Source organism: Cohnella suwonensis (assembly GCF_042655365.1).
Classification (GTDB): Bacteria; Bacillota; Bacilli; order Paenibacillales; family Paenibacillaceae; genus Cohnella; species Cohnella suwonensis.
On the sequence record NZ_JBHSMH010000003.1, the window covers coordinates 49,999 to 73,711 of the forward strand.

Here is a 23,713-nt window from a genome sequence, read left to right on the forward strand (position 1 = left end):
GATGCGGTCTATGGATAAATTCATTCTGGCGATCGACCAAAGCACGGCGGGCACGAAAGCGCTTATCGTTGACCGTTATGGCCAGGTCATCGCCAAGAGCCAGACGAATCACAGGCAGATATACCCGAAGCCCGGTTGGGTCGAGCACGACCCTATGGAAATCTACGCGAACGTCAAACGGGTCACACGAGATGTAATGGAGCGTGCGGGGATCGCACCTTCCCGGCTTGCCGCGCTGTCGATCACGAATCAGCGAGAAACCGCCGTCATGTGGGATCGGACGACTGGACGTCCGCTATGCAACGCGATCGTCTGGCAATGCCAGCGCACGGCCGACCGGTGCGAGGCGTATAAGTCGGAGGGGCATGAAGGCGCTGTACGCGCCAAGACGGGCTTGAGACTGGATCCTTATTTCTCCGCGACCAAATGGAGCTGGATGCTGGAGAATGCGGAAGGCGCGGAGCTGTTGCTGGCCGAAGGCAAGCTGCTTGCCGGTACGATTGATAGCTGGCTTGTCTGGAAGCTGACGGGGGGACGAGTTCACGTCACCGATATCACGAACGCCAGCCGCACTTCCTTGTTCGACATCCATGCCTTGAAATGGGACGAGGAATTGTGCCGGCTATTCGGGATTCCGGCCGATCTTCTTCCCGAAGTGAAATCGTCCGACGAGGTGGTCGGGTATACGGAGGATCCCGACCTGTTCCCGTATCCGGTTCCGATCGCGGGAATCATCGGAGATTCCCAAGCGGCCTTGTTCGGCCAGCTTTGCTGGGAGCCCGGCATGGCGAAAGCGACATACGGAACAGGGACTTCGGTGCTGATGAATACCGGACATTCGCCCGCCCCTGCCGGCGAAGATTTGGTGCAGGCGATCGCATGGGGACAAGGCGGCGCTGTGACCTATGCGTTGGAAGCGGTCATCCGGACTTCCGGCGACAGCATCAAATGGCTTCGCGACAATCTCGGCCTCTTCGATACGTTCGACGATATGGAAGCGATGCTGGCGCGGGTGAAGGATAATGAAGGCGTTTATCTGGTGCCCGCTTTTGTCGGGCTTGGCGCGCCTTACTGGAAGCCGGACGCGCGCGCGGCGATCACGGGCATGAACCGGGGAACCGGGAAGGCGCACGTGATTCGGGCCGCGCTCGAAAGCATCGCCTATCAAGTGTGCGATGCGGTCGACCTGCTTCAGGCGCGATCTGGCATTGTATTGCGCGAACTCCGGGCCGACGGGGGCGCGTCGAGCAATGCGACGCTCATGCAGTTCCAGGCGGACATGCTGGATATACAAGTCCGGAGACCGGGCGTCGCCGAGCTTTCCGCGATGGGCTCCGTCTTCATGGGCGGGCTCGCTGTCGGCTATTGGGCGTCTCCTGACGATATCCCGGCGGGACCGATCGAATCTACCACCTTCGCGCCGGACATCGATCAGGCCGACAGGAATCGTTATTACGACGGCTGGAAGCGGGCGGTAGCCTCGGTCATCGGCGGCCCGCAACCGGTCTGAACCGCGCGGTTTCCGTGCTACAATGACGGTGGGAGAGTTGCGGAGAATGTATTGAACCGGCTACTCCATTTAAAGACGTACAATTGCACGCAACCTTCAAGTATCGGAATCGCGTGCTCGAACTGGAGGGATTTTACGACGGAAACGGAGTCTATCGGATTCTGTTCGAGTGACTAACCAATATCATTTTGCCTACGAGGACGGAACACCCTACTTCCCATTCGGAACTACCTGCTACGTATGGAATCACCAGGAGGAAGAGCTGGCAGTCCAGACGCTTCGGACGTTGAAGAATGCGCCCTTCAACAAGATGCGCATGTGCGTATTCCCGAAGCATTATGATTATAACCATAACGAGCCGGTCTACCATCCTTTTGAAGGCACTTCGAATAACGGTACTTACGAATGGGACTATACGCGATTTAACCCTGCTTTTTTTCGGCATCTGGAACAGCGCGTGCGCGATCTGATGGAGCTGGGCATCGAAGCGGACATTATCCTCTTCCATCCGTATGACCGCTGGGGCTACGCCGAAATGAGCTCGGAAACCGATGATTTCTATCTCCGTTATGTCATCGCCCGACTCTCTGCATTCCGTCATATCTGGTGGTCGATGGCCAATGAATTCGATCTGATGCGGGCAAAGAAGCTCGAAGACTGGGACCGCTTTTTCAAAATTGTTCAAACGTTCGACCCTTACCAGCATTTACGTTCCAATCATAACTGCGCCAAATGGTATAATCACAGTCACCCTTGGGTTACGCATTGCAGTATCCAGAGCTCGGACCTGAATCAAGTAAATGAATGGCGCAAACGCTACGGAAAGCCGGTCGTCATAGACGAATGCTGTTTATGAGGGAGACATTAACTGGGGATGGGGTAATATTACCGGGGAGGAAATGGTTCGCCGATTCTGGGAAGGAACGGTTCTCGGAGGTTACGTGGGGCACGGCGAGACGTACATGCATCCGGACGACATCCTTTGGTGGGCAAAGGGAGGAACCCTGCATGGCACGAGTCCCGAACGAATCGCGTTCCTGCGGCGCGTGATGGAGGAAGGACCGATGATGGGCATGGATCCGGTCGCTCGGGGATGGGATGATACCGTAATCGGTCAAGACGGAAGCTATTATTTGCAGTATTTCGGGATTAAGCGCCCATCGTTCCGTAAGCTCGACTATCTGCCTGAAGGTATTGCCTTCGAGGTCGATATTATCGATACCTGGGAGATGACGATCACACGCGCGGAAGGAAGATATTCCAAGGGAGACGCTTTGATGCTTCCGGCGAAGCCATATATCGCACTGCGTTACCGCTATCATTCTTGATGCGGAATCATAAAGGGCTCTCCCTTCGGTATTGACCGAAGGGGGAGCTTATTTTTGAATATTAGAAAGTATAAGTTATTGATTTCCTTTGTACTCATCTGATACCTACGCGAAGCTGCTTCAGCGTCTAAGTACGCCGAAGGCGTGTTTGCTTGTTTGGTGAAGTGCGGAAAGTCGTTCAAAGTGGCGTTCGAGGTAGTCCGTCGTAGAAGTTTTGTTCGAAATATCGTACAAAGTGGCTTGCGAGGCAGTCCGTCGCAGAGTTTTGTACGAAATATCGTACAAAGCGGTGAGCGAGGTAGGCCGTAGCAAAGGTTTTGTACGAAATATCACACAAAGTGGTGAGCGATGCAGCCCGTAGCAGAGGTTTTGTACGAAATATCGCACAAAGCGGCTTATGCAATCGTTCGATTCAATAGAAGCGAGAATTTAAGCCGTAAAAAACAGTTGCTTCATGTGGAGCGATTTCGGTATGATCGACATATACAAGAAAAATACGGCGAAGCACGCCCCGATTTCCTTCTAGCGTGAAGGGAAATCGGGGCTTATTTTATAGCTTGGAAAGGATGACGCAGCTTGAGTTTCGAGATCGAGCATGAGAAGTGGATCAAAGCACACTTGTCGAAACGCCACGGGGAACGAAAAGATGCTCTGAATAGAGGGCATGGATTCGGCAATCGCATGTTTGCGGAACATATATGGTGGAACCTTATGGGGCATTTTGCTGGTTTGCATCCGGAATATGAAGTTAAAGACTGGCGAGGACGGTCGTATTTTGTGGACTTTATGTGGATCTTGGGCAGTCTGCGTTTCATAATCGAAATCATGGACTATGGATCGCATGGCACGGATCGATCGAAATATCGAACGGATTTGAATAGAGGGTTGTATCTGCAATCGCAGGATTGTTACGTAATCTCCATATCCCTGGATGAAATGAAAGAAAATCCAACGTTTGTGCTCGCTATGGTTCGAAGCATTCTAGCCCCTTATCTTGCCGCGGCGGAAGGGAAGGATGGAACGGATCGTCGCAAATATCCTAAAATAGAACGCCAGTTGATGCGACTGGCGATTCGAAATCATCGTATCATTAGCCCGTCGAGAGCAGCCGACGAACTTGAGGTCCACAAGCAAACGATAATTAAGTACTGCCAAAGTCTTGTGGAAAAAGGCAAATTCCGAGCAATCCCATCAGGTGCGGCGGGTAAAATATACAAATACGAGTACATTGGTTCTGTGCAAAGTACCGATTTATTGTGAAGGCTTGCATCCTGGCTGCTCACATTGCTATGACGGTTACGTTTTGCCAAATCGGTACATCTGATACCTCCTCAAAGCTGCTTCAGCTTCCAAGGACGCCGAAGGCGTTTTTTCTTGGAGCGCTCGTCTCGTCAGAAGCATCCGCAACCTATCACTAGCGATGCTTGCGAAAGTCGCCGGGCGTGACCCCGGTGATCTTCTTGAACGTCCGGTTGAAATGGCTGATGTGATTATAGCCCGCGCGCGTCGCGATTTCGGTTACGTTAAGGTCCGTTCCTCTCAACAGTTCCATCGATGCCTGTATACGGATAGCCGACAAGAGCTCGATAAAGGACTTTCCTCTCACGAGCCTCAGCATGTGGCTGAAATAGGACGGCGCCATCAGCGCTTTGGCCGCGATTGCTTCCAAATGAAGGTCTTCCGAATAATGCGTCTCCATGTAGGCAATCGCTTTATAGAAAGCTTCCCGGTGCAGCGCGACCTTCTGATGCTCATGCCGGCTTTGAGTCAGCGCATATTGTTTGTATTGCCTGCCGGTAATGACGAGAAGCTTCAATAGGTCGGCTTTGATCGCGAGGCGGTAACCATCCTCTTGTTCCTCCCATTCCGAGAGGATGGCACGGAGCAGATTTTCGGCTTCGGGTTGCGTAGAGGGAGGCAGCGCCATTTTGGGGAGCAGATCGGCTTCGGAAATCAGCGGCCGGATATAGGCGAAATCGACGAACGTCTGCATTCGCGCCAGATCGCGAAAGCTTTCGTTAATCGCATGGGGCATGAAATCGACTTGAACCATGGTGAAATCCATCGAGTCGCGGGGACCGAGGCGATGCTCCTGAAACGGAGGGATCGAGAATAGGTCGCCTTTGGTCAGCACGTACTGCTTGCCCGCCGCCCAATGAAGACAGCTGCCGGACATCATGTAGCAGAGCTGCAGGTGTTCGTGCGCGTGCACGGACCGATTCATGTTCAGAGGCGTCCGCACCTCGATTTTAAAAGGGAATTCCTCGTCCAGCACTTCTTTGTACGCATAAATCGGATAATCGCGCATAACGCCCTCCTTCGCACCGCATCCTCTCCATACAAGGTTACAAGGATTCTCGGAAATGTGCAAAAAAAACATAGAAAAGGGAAAGCGCGATCGGAAACGTCTCGCCATAATAGGAAGCAAGCATTAACTGCCTGCATGAAGCGGAGGGAAAGAGCGGCATGAATCGTCTGGCATTCAGCACGTTGCCTTGCGAGGGTTGGACTTTGGATGAGATGGCGGCGTTGGCGAAGGAATGCGGTTATGGCGGAATGGAGCTGAGGGAAGGGAGTTCCTGGGGGATATCCGCCTTGATGACGCACGAGGAACGGAAATCCGCGCTTCGGAAAATCGAGGAGAACGGCATTCTCATTACCAATATCGGTTCCGGCGTATGTTTTACGGGCGGCGAAGGGGACGAAGCGGAATTCGAACAATTCCGTAGGGTCGTCTTGCTTGCGCGGGATTTGAAAGCGGGCGGGGTGCGGATTTTTCTGGGCTATTTCAATACCCGCAGGGACCATCCGGCTCCGGATATTCCTTATTCGGCTATCGTCGCCCGCATTCGGACGGCCTGCGATTTCGCTGCCTCCCACGGCGTGCAAGTATGGATCGAAACGCATAACGAATTCGCGACCGGCCGGTCGCTCCGCAAGCTTCTGGATGACGCGGGGAAGCCGAATTGCGCGGTGATTTACGATATCATCCACCCGCTTGAAGAAGGAGAAACGCCGGCGGAGACGGTTGCGCTGCTCGGTTCGCGATGCGTTCATGTCCATATCAAAGACGGCATTCCTTTCGAGGATCCGCTTGAACGGAGTTGGAAGTATACGAAGGTCGGAGAGGGACGAGTTCCGATCGGCGCGATCATCGATCTGCTTGAGCAAGCGGGGTATGCCGGTTACTATTCTTTCGAATGGGAAACCAAATGGCGAAAAGAACTGCAGGTTCCGGGCGCGGCACCGGCAGTCGTTTTGCCGCATTACGTTGCATTCATGCGGGACAATTTCCGCTCACGCGAATGGAGGATTTCAAAGTGAGAACATTGGTCGCGATCGCGAACGCGGAATTGCGGGAATTATTTTGGCGGATGCTGACGGTAAACAAGCTGGCCGGCATTTCCGAGGTCGATTTCGTACCGTTGAACGAGCCTTTCGCCAGCCGCGATCTCGCCGAACGCATCGGAGATTACGATGCCTGCATCACTTCATGGGGGTCTCCCGTCTTCACCCCGGAGGTACTTGCTCGAGCAGGGAAATTGAAGTTCATCGGTCACGGGGCCGGAAGCGTCGCTTCCATCGTGAACGAGGACGTGTTCGATACGGCCATTGCCGTCACGTCGGCCAACAGAGTGCTCGCGCTTTCGACCGCCGAGTGCGCGGTTGCGCTGATGCTGGCGGGAGCATGGAACTTGAAGGAAAACAGCGCCAGGATCGGACGGGGACAGTGGAGCGACAATAATCGGGAAACGGTTCTCGGCGTGACCAGAAGGGTCATCGGCTTGGTGGGGCACGGCGAAATCTCCAAGCAAGTTATTCGGATGCTGCGTCCTTTCAACGCGACTCTCTTGCTGTACTCCTCTTACTGTACGGAAGAGGAAGCGGCAGCCTACGGTGCTCGGCTGTGCGGGTTGAACGAGCTGTTCGAGCGCAGCGACATCGTTTCGCTGCACAATACGTGGACGCCCCGCACGGAAGGAATGATCGGCGCCGATCAGCTGAGGCGGCTCCGCGACGGCGCGCTCTTCGTCAATACGGCGCGCGGTCCGATCGTGCAGGAGCGGGCGTTGACGGATGAGCTCCGTACGGGCCGCATCCATGCCGCCCTCGACGTTTACGACCGGGAGCCGCTGCCGGCGGACCATGAGCTTCTGGCGATGCCGAACGTCCTGTGCTTGCCCCATATCGGCGGATTTCACGGCTTGCTGAAGCGCGAACTCTGCGATTTTATCGTCGATGAATTGCACCGTTTCGCGAAAGGCGAAAAATTGCTTGGCAAAGTCTCGTTAAACCACTTCCGCAGGCTGACGCCGAGATAGGGTATACATGGCTTGACCTGCTTTGATAAGATATGGAAAACCGGCGACAATCCGTTACGCCATACCGAAGGCGGGGACATCATGAAAAAGATTCAACCGATCCTTTTCATCAGAAGCAGAACGAATTCCCTCTTCATACGGCTCATAGCGGGATTTTTGTTCATCGTGCTTCTGCTCGCTTCCCTTACCTTGTATTCGGTGTCCGTATCCAAAAACAACGTCAAGCAAGAGGTCGTCAAGTACAACACGTCATTGCTCGACAATACGAAAGACAGCTATGAAAAGCACCTGAATCTCGTTAAGCAGCAAATGCTTCTCTTTTTTACGAGCGATGAGATTATAAGACTTCGGAAGAAACCCGACAACGTCAACTATCCTATGATCATTCGCGAAATCGCGAGATGGACGACCGTTCCGTATCTATACATCAACAATATCGTTTTCTACTCGAAGCGGGACGGTCTTGTGTTGGAGAAGGGGACCAGCACGAACGCCGAGGCGATGTTCGACGTCTTTTCCGTGAGCAAAGAATACCCTTTGGAATTCTGGAGGCGGCAATTCGGGGAGTCTTACACGTACCGGATCTTTCCATCCGCCCCGATGGCGAATACCATGTTCCACGATAGTCCGCAGCTGCTCGGCGAGTTGATTCCGATCATCATCAAGAGCATCGACAATCATGATTTCTATATGGTCGTGTTTCTCGATGCCGGCAAAATGTACAACGCGTTTCACCAGAGCATTTATAAAGACTTCATGATCTACGACGACCTCGGAAAACCGCTCTTCGGCAGAACGGAGCAGGAGTCTTTCCCGGCTTTCGAAGAGTTGCGCATGCTCGGAAAAAACGGAGCGTTCATCCGGGACGGGAAATATTATTTTCTGAATACGGGCGAACAAACCGGGTTTACCTACGTCTCGCGGGTGCCGGTGGACCGGATCGCCGCCCAGACGAGGATCAATATCACGCTCCTTGTCATTATCTTGGCCGCCATCGCGCTTAGCATCTTGTTCTCGTTTCTGTTCGCGGCGCGTATCAACGATCCGCTCAAGAAAGTGATCGAATCGATCCGGCGCATGAACGACGAGCCGCCCTACCGGTCGAAGATCAAGGAATTCAATATCATCAGCGGCCAAATCCACGGCAACCGGATGTTGTTCCGCCAACTGAGCTTCATCAACCATCTCAAGGCGATACGGAACCATGAATCCCACGCTCCGAAGCTCGATTTTACGGGCAAGCCGTTCGCGTTCGTTCTCTTCCAAATCCAGCCTGACATGAACGAGCTTCATACGCCGGAAGTCGTTCAGAACTGGCTCTATTATCTGAGAATATTCATAGACAGCAAGCTGAAACCGGATTTCCCGGATTCATTGACGTTTCAGATCGAACGGGATCAGATTCTCAGTCTCGTCTTCACGGAACGGCAAGAGGACGTCGTCGCGCTTCTCGTCCAAATGAAGGGCGTGTTCGACCAGGATCGGGAGTACGGCATCGTCACGATGGCCGTCACGTCGGCGTATTCGGCTTCGGATCAATTGACCGCGGCTTACGAGGAAGCGCAGGAACTGGCGGGCGAACGGCTATTGACCGGCGAAACGCAAATCATCCGCGAGCGCGGCGTCGCGCCCGTCGCCCTCGGCTTCTCGCCGGATCAGAATAAAGAGCTGGAAGCGAATTTGAAAGCGGGGAATGCCGCCCAGCTTGCGGCGTTGATCGAACAGCACTTCGCAAGGTGGCACCGACATATTCCGACTGCGGCATCGCTGGCGCGATTTACGGAATCCGTCGCCGGCAAAATTCGGAACGCGGTTACGCCTTTCCCCCTGGATCCCGAGGAAACCGATGCCGTGCTGGGCAAAACGGGAGAGTTGATCGGGAATTGCCGCACGGTTAAGGAATTGGAGCGGTTATTGGCCGAATGGGTAACAAGGACGGCGGAAGCCGTAAGGGAGAAGAAAGAAGAGAAACATCCGATTACGTCCCAAGTCGTCGACTATATCAACGCGCACTTGGCGGACGAGATCTACTTGGATGTTCTGGCGGCGAAGCTCAAGATGAGTAGCGGATACTTATCCTCTTATTTCAAGGCCAAAACCGGGATGAATATCGTTGACTATATTAACGAAACCCGAATCGCGAAAGCGGCAAGCCTGCTGGACGATGACCGTCTGAAAATTCGGGATGCCGCGCGGTCGGTCGGTTACCAGAATATTACCTCATTCAACCGGATGTTCAAGAAATACACGGGGCTGACGCCAAGCGAATACCGGAAAAGGAACGAAGCCAATTGAAGAAGATGCAGGGATTGACTTATGCCGAGCTTATCGGCAAATTCTCGGAACCTCCCTCCGAGAATCGCTCCGTCCCGTTCTGGTCGTGGAACGGCAAGCTGGAGCAGGCTGAGCTGGACGCCCAGGTCGAAGGCTTCAAGGAGCAGGGAATGGGCGGCTTCATGATGCACGTCCGGGAAGGACTCGAGACGCCGTATTTGGGCGAAGAATTCATGGAACGTATCAAGGATACGGTCGCCAAGGCGAAAGCCGAGGGGCTGCATGCGTGGTTATACGACGAAGACAAGTATTCCTCCGGCATGGGAGGCGGCATGGTGCCCCGCATCGGCGGAGACGCGGTGCGCGCCAAAGCGTTGTCGCTGACGGTTTGCCGCAGCTTCGATCGGACCGATGATTCGGTGCTGGCCGTCTATCACGTAAGGGTTAGCGGGGACGGGAATGAACTGCTGAGCTGCGTGCGTTTGAAGGAAATGGATGCTGACGCTCGCGGCGTTAGTGGCGATGAAGTATATTTGGTGATGCGCAGGCACGTGGCCGCCCGGAATGAGTGGTGCCATGGGGAAACGTACCCGGACCATTTGAACCCCGAATCGACCGCGATTTTTCTGGAGACGACTTACGAGCGGTATAAGTCGGCCGTCGGCGAAGAATTCGGACGGACGATTCCCGGGATCTTCACCGACGAGCCCAGCATTCTCGGGTTCAAGGAAGGGCTGGATCAGCCGGAGATGACCTGGATCCCTTGGTCGGATACGCTGCCCAAGACGTTCGCCGATAAGTGCGGCTATGAGATATGGGATCGTCTTCCCTATTTCTTCTACCATGGCCGGCCCTCCTCCAAAATCCGCTTCGATTTCTGGAAGACCGTCACCGAACAGTTCTGCGAAAGCTATTCGAAACAAATCGGCGACTGGTGCCGGGAGAACGGGCTTGCTTTCACCGGCCATTTTTGCGAAGTGGACGTGGTAGGGGCGACCCGGCATTGCGGTGCCGTTATGCCAAATTACCGCTATCTGGATATTCCCGGCATCGACACGCTGTGCGAGCAGACGGACGAAAGCTTGACGGTTAAGCAGGTGTCGAGCGTAGCGAACCAATACGGGAAGAAGAGAGTCATCACGGAAACCTACGGCGTGACGGGTTGGGATTTTTCTTTCGAAGGCCGCAAATGGATCGGAGATTGGCAGTTCGCGCTGGGGGTGAATCTTCTCACCCACCACCTTGCGTTATACTCCCTTCGCGGATGCCGCAAGCGGGACTATCCGCCCTCGTTCAATTACAACGTAAACTGGTGGGAGCATAACCGCGTGATGGAAGATTATTTCGCCCGGCTTGGCGCGGTATTGAGCGAAGGGAGCGTCGTCCGGGACGTGTTGGTCCTTCACCGGGCGACGTCGGTCTGGGCCATGCTCGGCCAGGACGTAAAGGCGGAGGATTGGCTCAATCAAGGTGGGAATAACGAAGCGCTTGGCCGGTACGATCAAGAGTTCAACGATTTCGTCCGCCGCCTGCTGGGAGAGCACTACGATTTCGATTTAGGAGATGAGCTGATCCTGCAGGAGGTCGGAAGCGTGGATGGCGGGCGACTACGGGTCGGGGAAGCCGACTATCGGGTCGTCGTGCTGCCGTCTCTCGTCAATTTGCTGGGAACTACGCTCGAACTGCTGCTCGATTACTTGAACGAAGGCGGGTGCGTGCTGTCTTACGGCACGGTTCCGACTTTGCTGGACGGGGAAGCGGCCGAAGAACGGCTGCGGGAAATGATTCGGCATCCGCGATTTACACATCTTGCCGCGGTTGACGGCCTTATTGAGGAACTGGAAGCCGGCCTATCCCGTTCCGTCAGCTTGACGCTACCGGAGGGACGGCAGGCGGACAGGCTGCTTTACATGCGCCGTGAACTGCCCGATTGCACGGTCGTGTTCGTCGTCAATAACGACCGGGAGAATGCGTATGACGTCGAAGTCCGGATACAGGGCAGCGGCCGTCTGGAATCTTGGGATGCACTGACGGGCGAGAAGGCTGAAGTGTCAGTCGTGTCGCGGGACGGCAGCGTTGTATTCCATAAACGGTTCGGACCGGCGGAATCCAAGCTTTACGTCTTGTCCGGCGCGGACAGGACGGCCGGGACAATCCGTCGGGAAGCGGACGGTCTTACGCCAACCGCGGATTCCGCCCTCGGACTCGGAGAGCCGGTCTCGTTCGGGCGTACGGCTCCGAATGCTCTCGTGCTGGACCGGTGCCAATATCGTTTCGGTGATGAAGCCTGGTCGGAGTCGATGGAAGTGTGGCAAGCCCAGAAGAACGTCCGCGAGAAACTGGGGATGAGGCAGGTGTACGCGAACGGCAATCTCCAGCGACATTTCTGGGTTCATGAGCCTCACGAGAAGGATGGAAAGCCCGTCGATTTCCGTTTCGTCTTCCAGGTGAAGGACATTCCCGCGACCGATACGTTCGTGGTCTTCGAGCAGGCGGAGCGGTTCCGCTTCCGGTTGAACGGTGTGCCGATCGTCGAGGGGCCGCAAGGGTGGTACCTCGACCGCTGCATGGCAACCGTCAAGCTGCCGGTTCCGGCCTTAGGAGAGAACGTGCTGGAGATAAGCTGCGAATATACACACGACATGGAAATCGAGGATGCTTTCCTGATCGGTGATTTCGCGGTCGACGGCAGCCGTTGTCTAATCAAGGAGCCCGGAAAGCTTCGGTTCGGAGACTGGTGCTTGCAAGGCTACCCTCATTATTGCGGCAGCATGATTTTTCATTTCGACCTCGAAGCGGATCTTATGGACGGCCATTCGATCGTAATGGAGTTAGGGCCTTACGAGGCGGTTACATTGAATTTCCGGATCAACGGCAGCCGCTGGAAGCCTATACCCTGGCGTGCTGCGGGAACCGTTGACCTTACGGATGGGCTCAACCAAGGAATGAACCGGATCGAGGTCGAGGTTGTCGGCAGCCCCCGCAATCTGCTCGGCCCGCTGCACGCTGCCCGGTCGGATTCGTCGTGGATCGATTGGTGGTCGTTCCATTCGACGGGGGAGGAGCATACGGAGGAATACGTGCTGCGTCCTTACGGCTTGATGGGGGAGATTCGGATTTACAGCAGAGGAGGATAAGTCTGCGAAGCGGGACATTGGCGCCCGGTCAAACGGTTATCGAGCTGACGAGCGGGAATACCGGAACCGGATTGGCTATCGTTTGCGCTGGGAAAGGGTATCCTTTTATCGCCGTCATGTCGAAGGGGAATTCGCCTGAAAGAGCAAGAATGATGAAGGCTTTGGGCAGGTCGTGTTGGTCGACCAGGTAGCAAACGGAAGGGAACATCGATGCATTCGTCGATTTCGTCGGCAGCGGAGAGACATTCGCCGGTTGTGCCAAGGGTTTAAAAAAGCATAAACCATCTATCCGATGTTACCTGATCGAACCGGATACGGCGCCATATCTGGCAGGAAAACCGGTGATAAATCCCGGCCATCGCATTCAAGGCGCAGGGTATTGCATGGATTTGCCTTTTCTTTATGAACCGGAGCTAATCGAAGACTACGTGCAGGTTTCCGATGGGGAAGCGATTCAAACCGCGAGGGATCTGGCCAGGAAAGAAGGCATCTTCGCCGGTTTTTCATCGGGAGCCAACGTGGCTGCGGCTTTGAAATTGTTGAAAGGCAAGGAGCGCGGCTCAAACATCGTGCTGACGATCAATGATTCCGGCTTGAAATATTTAAGTACGGATCTGTTCGAATAGCGCAAAGTAATAGACGACTAATAACATCCTGTTCCACTTCGATGTGAACTGTGACCCGAGAAATGGACACTTTGAAAAAAGTGCCTCTCTCGGGTTCTTTGTGTTAATAATCGAATTTATCTACAGAGATCGGGGGATGAGCATGCGGTATATCGAGGCACAAAACTAACAGTTAGAAGCCAATCCTAACGTGCAAAGTAATTTCAGAGACAAACATAAGGTCATCATGAAGAGCGAAGAAGTAAAGGAAGCCCGGGAAGACCCTCCAACAAGGAGCTTTTGAGGAGAATCTAAGGCTCCAGTCGTTTTCTGGAATGTGCTTGCTCTTTTTCATCGCCAGCCAAACCGATTCCCAGGTTGATCATCGCTGTGGTTTTGCCCACATCGCCTTAGTTTCGCCTCGATTTGCTGCCGCAGAAGACATTCCGCATGTACTGATAAGAACTTCCAAGATCGAACGGCCTTAACAAATGAAAAGAGAGAAGTGTTAAAAATCAAAGTTATTCTAAAAATTAAACTTCAAAATTAGCAGATTTTAAAGGCACCGTTTTTTTCAAAGTATACAGTTAGTTCCACTACTGATTAGTATTCAATTAACAAGAACAGGAGGACATATTTTGCCTATCCAACTAGTTTTTCTGTTTGCTTTTGTGGATTGGCGTTTCATTGGATTGGAAAAAAAGTAAAAATAGAAAGGTTGGTCATGAGCGATGAGTAAAAATTTTAAGAAACATACTTCCATATTTATAGTGATCTGCATGATGTTTACGATGCTATTCGTATTAAGCCCGGTTGCCACGGTAAGCGCAGCCAATACTACGTATTATGTAGATTCCGTAGCCGGAGATGATAGTAATGACGGCACTTCTACTTCAACACCTTGGAAAACATTAAGTAAAGTAAATGCTACTGCTTTTGGACCCGGCGACAAGATTTTATTTAAATATAACAGTACATGGACCGGACAGCTCAAAGTGACTTCCAGTGGCGCTAGCGGAAACCCGATCGTCATAGGATCATACGGCGGAACGTCAAGCAAACCGATTATTGCCGGCTCTGCCACAACCGAGTTGTTGTCCGATCCGGGATTTGAAAATGCAACGTCCGGGTGGACCGTACAGCCACCGTTCTCGATCCAGGGCGTATCATCGAAAGCGCGCAGCGGAACCAAATCATTGCAGCTTGTTACAGCTGGAGGCAACGCAAGCTCCTATCCAACGGGTACTGTACAGGTAGTTCCTGGTACCTCGTATACCTTCTACGCTTATTTGAAGGGCAGCGGATCAATTACATTGAAAGTCTACGACAGTTCATCTTCATCCGTTATTGCTTCGCAAACCTTCACGGCCAATTCCGACTGGAATCAGGTAAGCCTCACTGTCCCTGTAGGTTCCGAGACAACCGTGCATCCGGCGTTCAGCGATTCGACCGGAGGAGGAGGCACCCTGTACATGGATGACGCATCGTTCGACATCTACGAAGAAGCTCCTATTCTTCTGGATAATGTCAGCTATGTGACAGTGGATGGCCTGGAGGTGACAAATGACGCGGCAGTTGAAGGGTTGAGAAGCGGAATAAAAATAACTTCCAACTCCGGCACTGGAACAAAGTACGGGATTACGATTAAAAACAACGATATCCATAACATCAAGGGATATTCCAGCCAATCGAGTTCATCACACCCGGATCCATTTAACAAGTATTTTAATGCGGGCATTTATATGAGTCCAAACACGAATTTCGACGGTATTACCATTGATAATAATTATATCCATGACTCGTCGGCACAAGGTTTTTATGATAACTCTCCTATCGCCAACAGAATGTACAATCTTCTCATCCAAAACAACACCATTACAAATGTCTCTGGCAATCCTATTACTGTCCAGAGTGCAGAAGCCCCCCTTATCCAGTACAACAGCGTGATTAATGCCGGGGTTAACGCCATTGATGGCGTGGCTATCGCTGGCATATGGGCGCTTCATACCAACAACGCAACCTTTCAGCATAATTATGCCGAAGGCACCAGAAGGTTACTATATGATGGATATCCATGGGATTTCGACTATTCGATGGGCGGAACGAATGTATACCAATATAACTACAGCCGTAATAATGAGGGTGGATTTATGCTTTATGTACCTCAAAGCGCGACTCCAGCTCCGACTCTTACTATGAGGTACAACATCAGCCAAAATGACGGCACAAACCAAGATTTCTACCAAGGATTTTTTGCGCTAGGTGCAGAGACTCCGGTTCAATTCTACAATAACGTGTTCTACCAAGATTCCAGTCATGCCAATGGTTTTCCATGGCCGGCATCGAGCCAGAATACGAAAGGCGACTTCAAGAATAACATTTTCTCCACGCCTGCCACATCCAATATTGCTTATGCGAATGCCAGCGGAACCCGAACATTCAGCAATAACTGCTTCTCGGGACATGTTCCCGTAAATCCCGGTTCCAATGCCGTCATTGCGGATGCCGAGTTCGTGAATCCGGGAAGCGGCGGAACGAATATAAACTCGGTAAGCGGTTATCAACTGAAATCGACTTCCCCCTGTATCAATGCAGGTGTGGTGATTCCGGACAATGCAGGTAAAGATTATTGGGGCAATTCACTATATAATGGGACCCCTGATATAGGAGCGTTCGAATATTCAAACCATGCGCATAGCGGGAACCGTTCATTAAAGCTGGTGTCCGAGGGCCAATACGCAAACGCCTTTACGAAAAGCGCTATGACCGTGTCACAGAATACGGATTATACGTACACGGCATACATCAGGGGCAGCGGATCACTTATGCTTAGAGTTTATAGTGCTGACTGGTCGTCGGTTCTTGCCGGGCAGAGCTTTACGGCGACTTCCGAATGGAGCCAAGTAAGTTTGATGGTACCTACCGGCGCAAATACAGCCGTCATTCCGCTGATCACCGATTCGGCAAGCGGGGGAACCATCTATATGGACGATGTTTCATTCAAGACATCCGCTGAATTGTTTACCGATCCAAGCTTCGAGAATGATATTTCTGAATGGGAGCTGCCATCGCCATTCGCTATCGAAACCTATGTAGAGCCAATACCTACACCAATATCGACAAACAACCAGTCACACAACGGGAACCGTTCATTAAAGCTGGTGTCCGAGGGCCAATACGCAAACGCCTATACGAAAAGCGCTATAACCGTGTTGCCGAATACGGATTATATGTACACGGCATACATCAGGGGCAGCGGATCACTTATGCTTAGAGTTTATAGTGCTGACTGGTCGTCGGTTCTTGCCGGGCAGAGCTTCACGGCGACCTCCGAATGGAGCCAAGTAAGTTTGACGGTACCTACCGGCGCAAATACAGCCGTCATTCCGCTGATCACCGATTCGGCAAGCGGGGGAACCATCTATATGGACGATGTTTCATTCAAGACATCCGCCGAATTGTTTACCGATCCAAGCTTCGAGAATGATATTCCTGAATGGGAGCTGCCATCACCATTCTCTATCGAAACGTATACGGCGCCCCCATCGGACGCTAGCCACACTGGAAATTATTCGTTGAAACTCGAGAGCCAAGGGAACTATGCGAATACCTTCAGTAAAAGTCCCATAACCGTGTTGCCAAACACGGACTATACGTTTACGGCATTTATCAAGGGAAGCGGATCTCTCATACTTCAAGCGGTCAAAGGCGATACCTGGGCTTCTCTTGCCGCGCAGACCTTTACCGCGACCTCCGATTGGAGCCTTGTAAGTTTGACGGTACCTACCGGCGCAAGCACATCCGTCTATCCCATATTTACCGATTCAGTAAGCGGTGGCACGATCTATATCGATGATGTCTCTTTCAAGGCATCATCCGAATTGCTTGCCGATCCCGGGTTCGAGAACGCCACATCGGGCTGGGAGGTGCAGTCTCCGTTCACGCTGTATGGATCTGGGCCGAAACAGTCGGATCCGGAACCGCTGCCGGTGCCGGAAACAACCGAGGCTGCTTACACAGATACGACAATCATGATCGATGGGGTAATGGACCAGGCTTGGATCGGCAAGGTAAATGTACCCATTGCCAAAGTATCTCTGGGAATGCCCCTGAGTTCGGCGAAATTCGGCACTTTATGGGACAACGAAAATGTTTATGTGATGATTGATGTAGACGACACGAATTTGAATAGCGGTTCTGCGTTGATTCACACGGATGACTCTGTGGATCTGTACTTTGATGCGAATCATGACGCCTCCATTACCTATCAGGAGGATGACTTCCAGTACCAAATCAATTATGACGGCAGCGCCGGGAAAGAAAATAAGCATAATGCGATGACCGGTGTCGCTTATGCCGGTGTTAACCGAAACGGGGGTTATCGCATCGAAGTGAAGATCCCTTGGTCTACGCTTGGGGTCACCCCTGCTTCAGGGAAGATTATTGGCTTCGATGTCATGGTTAACGACAGTAATGAGCCGGGCATCCGCGCAGGGCAGCTTGCATGGAATGACGGCACGGCAAACGCGTATCAGAATCCGAGTTTGTTCGGTGACTTAACGCTTGCTTCATCGGAGCCGACACCGACGCCAACACCGACGCCAACACCGACGCCAACACCGACAACGAAGCCGAAGCCAACAGGCACCCCAGCCCCGCCAGCTCCGACAGTAGAAGTCCAAGCGACGACGGACGCCAACGGCGTAGCTTCCGCTAAAGTTGACTCTCAGGCTCTTCAAGAGGCAATCAACGACGCGGCTGGAACGAAAGTGAATATAGAAGTGAAGTCTGAACCCGGGGCGAAAGAGGTTCAAGTGCAAATTCCGGTCAAACAGATCACAGAGGCCAAAGATCATAAGATCGATACGATTGCAGTCCATAGCGGACTTGCCACAATCTCAATCAATCCGGACATTCTGAAAAAGAACGACGGTACATCCTATGAGAATTTGCAGCTATCTGTAGCGAAGGTAGATACAACCACATTATCGGAGGATGTTCAGAAGAAATTGGGCGGCAGTACGACAGTCTACGTCTTCAACCTGAGCGTGGACGAAAACAAGATCAGCAAATTCGATGGCAATGACGTGAAGGTAGAGGTTCCTTACACGCTAGAGCCCGGAGAGAATCCGAATAAAGTGGTCATCTATTATATTACCGATGAAGGTAAGCTTGAGGTCGTGACGAACGGCAAATACAATCCGGAAACGGGAACAATCGAGTTTAAACCCCATCACTTCAGCAAGTATGCCGCTGCCTATGCGGATGTGACATTCGCTGATATTGCGAAAACGGACTGGGCAAAGGATGCAATCGAGGGATTGGCTGCGAGAGGCGCAATTAGCGGAGTCGGCAACGGTAATTTCAATCCGAACGGCGAAGTGACGCGAGCAGAGTTCATTACAATGCTGATCCAAGTATTTGGACTTGCCGATTCGGAGGCAATTGCGACTTTGAGTGATGTGAAGCAAGGCACTTGGTACTACAGCGCTATCGCATCCGCTCATAAGTTGGGCATTGCGAATGGCAAGGCGGATGGAAGCTTCGGAATTAATGAGAAGATCAGCAGACAGGATATGGCAGTCATGATCTATCGAGTGGCAGATCAGCTTCATGCTGAACTAGGGAAAACAATGGAATTTGTCCAATTTATGGATCGGTCCGAGATTTCGGGTTACGCAAATGAAGCCGTAAATGCTTTGCAGCAGGGCGGAATCGTTAATGGATTAGGTGCCGGCGAGTTTGCTCCGAAGGCACATTCGACCCGGGCCCAAGCGGCAACGATGATTTACAGGTTATACCATGCAGTGAAATAACAAGAGAACGATTACTGCTCAGAGCGCAGAATAGAGGCTGTTCGTAATGAACAGCCCCTCTTGCCGTTGACGAAAGGAGTATAGCATGCGCAAAACAACAAATGCTGAAGGTTTTTTGAAGACGAAAAAAAACAAAAACATATATATTTTGTTAGGTCTTACCTTGCTTGTATTGGTTGTATCGACAGGAGCGGCGTATTTCAAGAAGTCTGCTAATAACGGCAGAGAGCTTAGCATCTATGATCCGATTGCTGTAGTCAATGGAGAACCTGTTGCCTATGGCGAGCTTCTGCATGATTTGAATGCGCAAAGAAGTTCTATTTATGAGTATTTCAGAAACAAATATGGCGTGGAGGACAGTAAAGAGTTTTGGACAACGGCGCATGGCGGAGAAACACCTATAGAAATGCTAAAAAAACAAGCATTGGAAAGCAGCGTGAAAAGAAAGATTCAGCAAGAGATCGGGAAAAAGTTTGGCATCGTCAAAGACATTAGCTATCCAACATTGCTGGAAGATATGAAGAAAGAGAATGAAAGAAGACAGGAGACGGTGAAGAAAGGGGGGGTTGTCTATGGACCGATTACCTATGAGGAACCTTTATATGTAGAAGAGAATATTCGCAATATCATTACGGAATTAAAGGAAAAGCTAAAAGACAATTTTAAACTTACGGATCAGGATTATGAAGATTATTACGAGAGCAAGAAGGATGAGCTGTATAAATTGGAAGACCTGAATACAGTAAGAGCCATCATGATATCTTTCTCTAATGAAACAGATAAGAAGGCAAAGATGGATGCTTCAATGACTAAACTTGAAGCGATCAAGAACAGGATGGACGCGGGAGAATCTTTTGACGCGATCTATGACGAACTGGTTAATAAAAAGGACCAAACAGTAACTGCAGCGGAAAAAGTTTTAGGTGACTATAAAACAAAAGAAGAGTTCAGTGAAGGCCAAGTTTGGCTTAAAGATATTGAAAACTTCCGCGTAGGCCAGGTATCTGACATTGTTGAAGATACCAATAGAATAGGGATATATAAGTTTTTGGAAAGACGCGCAAGGGACTATAAACCATTAGGGGAAGTAAAGGAAAGTATGAAGAAGGCTTTGATGGATATCAAATATGAAACATTTATAAATCAGTCGGTTAAGGATGCCACGGTAGAAATTATTGAAGAAGCTATGAAGGAGGTGATATTGAGATAAAGATCAGCGTTTTATATGCATTATTATTTTTAAAAAAATCGAAAGGTTGGCGATTCACTATGAGTAAAAAGTTTAAGAGACACACCTCGGTATTTACAATGATCTGCATGATGTTTACGATGGTATTCGTTTTAAGCCCAGTTGAAATTGTAAGCGCAGCCAATACAACGTATTATGTAGATTCCGTAGCCGGAGATGATAGTAATGACGGCACTTCTACTTCAACACCTTGGAAAACATTAAGTAAAGTAAATGCTACCGCTTTTGGACCCGGCGACAACATTTTATTTAAATACAACAGTACATGGACCGGACAGCTCAAAGTGACTTCCAGCGGCGCTAGCGGAAACCCGATCGTCATAGGATCATACGGCGGAACGTCAAGCAAACCGATTATTGCCGGTTCTGTCGGAAACGAATTGCTGTCTGACCCGGGATTTGAGAATGCAACGTCCGGGTGGGTCGTGAATTCGCCGTTCTCGATCCAGACAGATGCAGCAAATGCACGTACCGGAACCAAATCGTTAAAGCTAGTGGCTGCAGGCGGATACGAGAATACCTATAAAACAAGTGTAGCTGTAAATCCTAATACAAATTATAACTTCACTGCTTACATCAAAGGCAGCGGAAAAGTCATGTTGCGCGTCTATAACAATAATTGGTCGACCATTCTCGCCACACGGAATTTCACCGCGACTTCCAACTGGACTCAGGTAAACCTAACGGTTCCCAGCGGTGCCAATACATCCGTAAAGCCTATGTTCACCGATTCGACAGGCGGAGGAGGCACAATATATATCGATGATGCATCGTTGGTGAGTTCTACGGAAGCTCCCGTTCTTCTGGATAATGTCAGCTACGTGACGGTGGATGGCCTAGAGTTGACAAATGACGCCGCATTTGAAGGGTTGAGAAGCGGAATAAAAATTACTTCCAACTCCGGTTCCGGAACTAAGTACGGGATTACGATCAAAAACAACGATATCCATAACATCAAGGGATTTTCCAGCCAATCGAATGCATCACACCCGGATCCATATAACAAGTATTTTAATGCAGGCATTTATATGAGTCCAAACACGGATTTTGACGGTATTACCATTGACAATAATTATATCCATGACTCGTCGGCACAAGGTTTTTATGATAACGCTCCTGTCACTCCTGTCGCCTACAGAATGTACAATCTTCTCCTCCAAAACAACACCATTACAAATGTCTCCGGCAACCCTATTACGGTTCAGGGTGCAGAAACCCCCCTCATCCAGAACAACAGAGCGATTAATGGCGGGATTAACGCCATTGGCGGCGTGGCTGTCGCTGGCATATGGGCGCTGCACACCAACAACGCAACATTCCAGTATAATTATGTAGAAGGTACAAAAAGGTTGCAGTATGACGGGGAACCATGGGATTTCGACTATGGGATGGGCGGAACGAATGTATATCAATATAACTACAGCCGTAATAATGAGGGTGGATTTATCCTTTATGTAGATCAAGTTAATAATCCAACTCTTATTGCGAGGTACAACATCAGCCAAAATGACGGCTTAAACCAGGATTTCTATCAAGGTTTTTTTTCCTTAGGTAATGGAGTTCCCATCTATTTCTACAATAATGTATTCTACCAGAGTCCCGCTAATTCATATGGTTTCCCTTTTAACCAAGGGCGGCCTAACGGACTGGGTGACTTCAAGAATAACATTTTCTATACTAACGCCACTTCATATATCACTTACGCGAACGGAACTTACAGGACATTCAGCAATAACAGTTTCTATGGACATACTCCTGTGAATCCCGGTTCTAGTTATATTACAGCGGATCCACTTCTTGTGAATCCGGGAAGCGGCGGAACCGATATCCATTCAGTAAGCGGTTATCGGTTGCAGGCAGGTTCGCCTCTTAGAAATGCAGGTGTAAGTATTGCAAGCAATGGAGGTAAAGATTACTGGGGGAATTCGCTATATAATGGAACTCCGGATATAGGAGCACATGAATACTACGCACCAACAGAATATCAGGCAGAAAATGCAGCTTTATCCGGAGGTATGGTCGTTCAATCGGATCATACGGGATATACGGGTACCGGATTCGCAGGGGGGTATTGGTCAATAGGAGCGACAACGACTTTCACAGTCAATGTGGCTTCAGCAGGCAGTAAAAATGTTGAGCTGCGGTATGCGAACGGGAGAACGTCTGCACGAACGATCAGCATTTATGTCAATGGCACGAAAATTAAACAAACCTCGCTTCCTTTTACTACGAATTGGGATACTTGGGGCTTGAAACCGGAGGAGTTAACACTTCTTGCCGGCAATAATACGATCTCATACAAATACGATTCAGGTGATACGGGTCTAGTCAACATAGATAAAATCACAGTGACACCGTGAACACCAACTCCAACGCTGGGGCGCAGCCTTGCATTGAATAAGAAAGTGACTGTAAGCTCAAGGAATGAAAGATAATGGGTTCCGCGTTTCGATTCCCGGATTGAAACGCGGAATTGCTTGGAATCTATGATCCAAAGGGAGATATCAGTTATGACAACAGCGACAAAACGAAAGCAACTGCTTGTGAGATATGAGAAAAATCCTATTATAACGCCAAATGATATGCCGTTTGATTGCTATTCCGTGATGAATGCCGGAGCGACTATGTTCAATGGAAAAGTGCTGCTCTTGCTCCGTGTTGAAAATTTACGACGCAAGACGGAGTTTTACGTGGCAACAAGCGGGAACGGCATCGATTTTGAAATCTGCGAAGAACCTATCCAATATTCTCTGTCCAGAACCGAAGAGAGATTTGGAGAGGCTCATAGATTTGATATGCGCATTACACAGTTAGAAGGAAAATACTATGTTTTTCATGCCGCATGGCTCGATCCGTTTGGATGCTCCATCGGGCTTGCGACTACCGAGGATTTTGTTAAATTTACGCCTATGCATAATCTTTCTGAGCCTTCGAACCGTAATGCGGTCCTTTTCCCGGAAAAAATCAACGGATTGTACGCACGGCTGGATAGACCGCAAAACTATAATGGAAAGGGATCAACCTGGATAAGTTATTCCCCTGATCTTGAATTCTGGGGGCGATCCATGCCATTGAATATGCCGTCTACCTCTTGGAACGTGATCAAGAATGGCGCTGGATCCATTCCGATAAAAACAGACAAGGGTTGGCTTGAAATCTACCATGCCACTGCCCACACTGCTTCTACCGAAAATTACTATCTGGGCGTGATGCTATTGGATCTTGAAGATCCATCCAAGGTCATCGCGGCTCCGGAAGAATTTATATTGGCTGCAGAAAAAGAGTATGAATGCGTAGGTCAGACACCGAATGTTGTGTTTACGAGCGGCGCTGTTGAAATGCCTGATGGAACTCTGAATATTTATTATGGGGGCGCAGATACGCGTATGTGCTTGGCACAGACAACAGTAGGGGAACTAGTCGAGTTTTGCTTGGAAGCCGCGAAATAGCACGAATTAAACTGGGCCTGCCG

14 protein-coding genes and 1 pseudogene are annotated in these 23,713 nt (G+C 50.6%); 14 read left to right on the plus strand and 1 reads right to left on the minus strand.

Annotated features, from left to right (window positions below; genetic code table 11):
* The first annotated feature begins 1 nt into the window (after position 1).
* The 5 genes from glpK to ACFPPD_RS01205 all read left to right on the plus strand — a co-directional run bounded on the left by glpK (position 2) and on the right by ACFPPD_RS01205 (position 4,098).
* Positions 2-1,510: a glycerol kinase GlpK gene (gene glpK, locus ACFPPD_RS01185; protein ID WP_378081059.1), complete on the plus strand. Its 1,509-nt coding sequence runs from the start codon at positions 2-4 to the stop codon at positions 1,508-1,510.
* Between the two features lie 83 nt (positions 1,511-1,593).
* The gene (locus ACFPPD_RS01190; protein ID WP_378081060.1) at positions 1,594-1,683 is read left to right on the plus strand and encodes a DUF5060 domain-containing protein; all 90 of its coding nucleotides are present in this window, start codon (positions 1,594-1,596) and stop codon (positions 1,681-1,683) included.
* On the plus strand, positions 1,680-2,366 hold the full coding sequence (locus ACFPPD_RS01195) for an apiosidase-like domain-containing protein (RefSeq protein WP_378081062.1): 687 nt from the start codon (positions 1,680-1,682) through the stop codon (positions 2,364-2,366). The genes ACFPPD_RS01190 and ACFPPD_RS01195 overlap by 4 nt, the downstream gene beginning before the upstream one ends.
* A gap of 43 nt (positions 2,367-2,409) precedes the next feature.
* On the plus strand, positions 2,410-2,838 hold the full coding sequence (locus tag ACFPPD_RS01200; protein WP_378081064.1) for a DUF5605 domain-containing protein: 429 nt from the start codon (positions 2,410-2,412) through the stop codon (positions 2,836-2,838).
* A 576-nt stretch (positions 2,839-3,414) separates the two neighbouring features.
* Complete coding sequence (locus tag ACFPPD_RS01205; protein ID WP_209749257.1) at positions 3,415-4,098, plus strand: hypothetical protein; 684 nt, start codon at positions 3,415-3,417, stop codon at positions 4,096-4,098.
* 154 nt (positions 4,099-4,252) lie between these two features.
* On the opposite strand, the gene ACFPPD_RS01210 is transcribed toward ACFPPD_RS01205, so the two are convergent.
* A complete protein-coding gene (locus ACFPPD_RS01210; RefSeq protein WP_209749256.1) occupies positions 4,253-5,146 on the minus strand; it encodes an AraC family transcriptional regulator in 894 nt (297 codons plus the stop codon).
* A 158-nt stretch (positions 5,147-5,304) separates the two neighbouring features.
* Between ACFPPD_RS01210 and ACFPPD_RS01215 the strand changes: the two genes are divergently transcribed.
* From ACFPPD_RS01215 to ACFPPD_RS01255, 9 genes and pseudogenes are all read left to right on the plus strand, one after another.
* Positions 5,305-6,162 carry a sugar phosphate isomerase/epimerase family protein gene (locus ACFPPD_RS01215; protein WP_209749255.1) on the plus strand — a complete coding sequence of 286 codons (858 nt, stop codon included), beginning with the start codon at positions 5,305-5,307 and terminating at the stop codon, positions 6,160-6,162.
* On the plus strand, positions 6,159-7,160 hold the full coding sequence (locus ACFPPD_RS01220) for a hydroxyacid dehydrogenase (RefSeq protein ID WP_209749254.1): 1,002 nt from the start codon (positions 6,159-6,161) through the stop codon (positions 7,158-7,160). Before ACFPPD_RS01215 ends, ACFPPD_RS01220 begins: the two co-directional genes overlap by 4 nt.
* A gap of 81 nt (positions 7,161-7,241) precedes the next feature.
* A complete protein-coding gene (locus ACFPPD_RS01225; RefSeq protein ID WP_209749253.1) occupies positions 7,242-9,455 on the plus strand; it encodes a helix-turn-helix domain-containing protein in 2,214 nt (737 codons plus the stop codon).
* Between the two features lie 5 nt (positions 9,456-9,460).
* Positions 9,461-12,571: a glycosyl hydrolase gene (locus tag ACFPPD_RS01230; RefSeq protein ID WP_378081074.1), complete on the plus strand. Its 3,111-nt coding sequence runs from the start codon at positions 9,461-9,463 to the stop codon at positions 12,569-12,571.
* A pseudogene (locus tag ACFPPD_RS01235) lies at positions 12,472-13,197 on the plus strand (PLP-dependent cysteine synthase family protein). The gene ACFPPD_RS01230 and the pseudogene ACFPPD_RS01235 overlap by 100 nt, the downstream one beginning before the upstream one ends.
* Positions 13,198-13,907: 710 nt before the next feature.
* Positions 13,908-18,992, plus strand: coding sequence for a sugar-binding protein (locus ACFPPD_RS01240; RefSeq protein ID WP_209749251.1), 5,085 nt, complete (start codon positions 13,908-13,910; stop codon positions 18,990-18,992).
* 85 nt (positions 18,993-19,077) lie between these two features.
* Complete coding sequence (locus ACFPPD_RS01245) at positions 19,078-20,202, plus strand: peptidyl-prolyl cis-trans isomerase (RefSeq protein ID WP_209749250.1); 1,125 nt, start codon at positions 19,078-19,080, stop codon at positions 20,200-20,202.
* Between the two features lie 59 nt (positions 20,203-20,261).
* Positions 20,262-22,601, plus strand: a complete 2,340-nt coding sequence (locus ACFPPD_RS01250; protein WP_378081068.1) for a carbohydrate-binding protein — start codon at positions 20,262-20,264, stop codon at positions 22,599-22,601.
* Between the two features lie 150 nt (positions 22,602-22,751).
* Positions 22,752-23,690 (plus strand): glycoside hydrolase family 130 protein, encoded by a 939-nt coding sequence (locus ACFPPD_RS01255; RefSeq protein WP_209749249.1) that lies wholly within the window; start codon positions 22,752-22,754, stop codon positions 23,688-23,690.
* Positions 23,691-23,713: the final 23 nt, after the last annotated feature.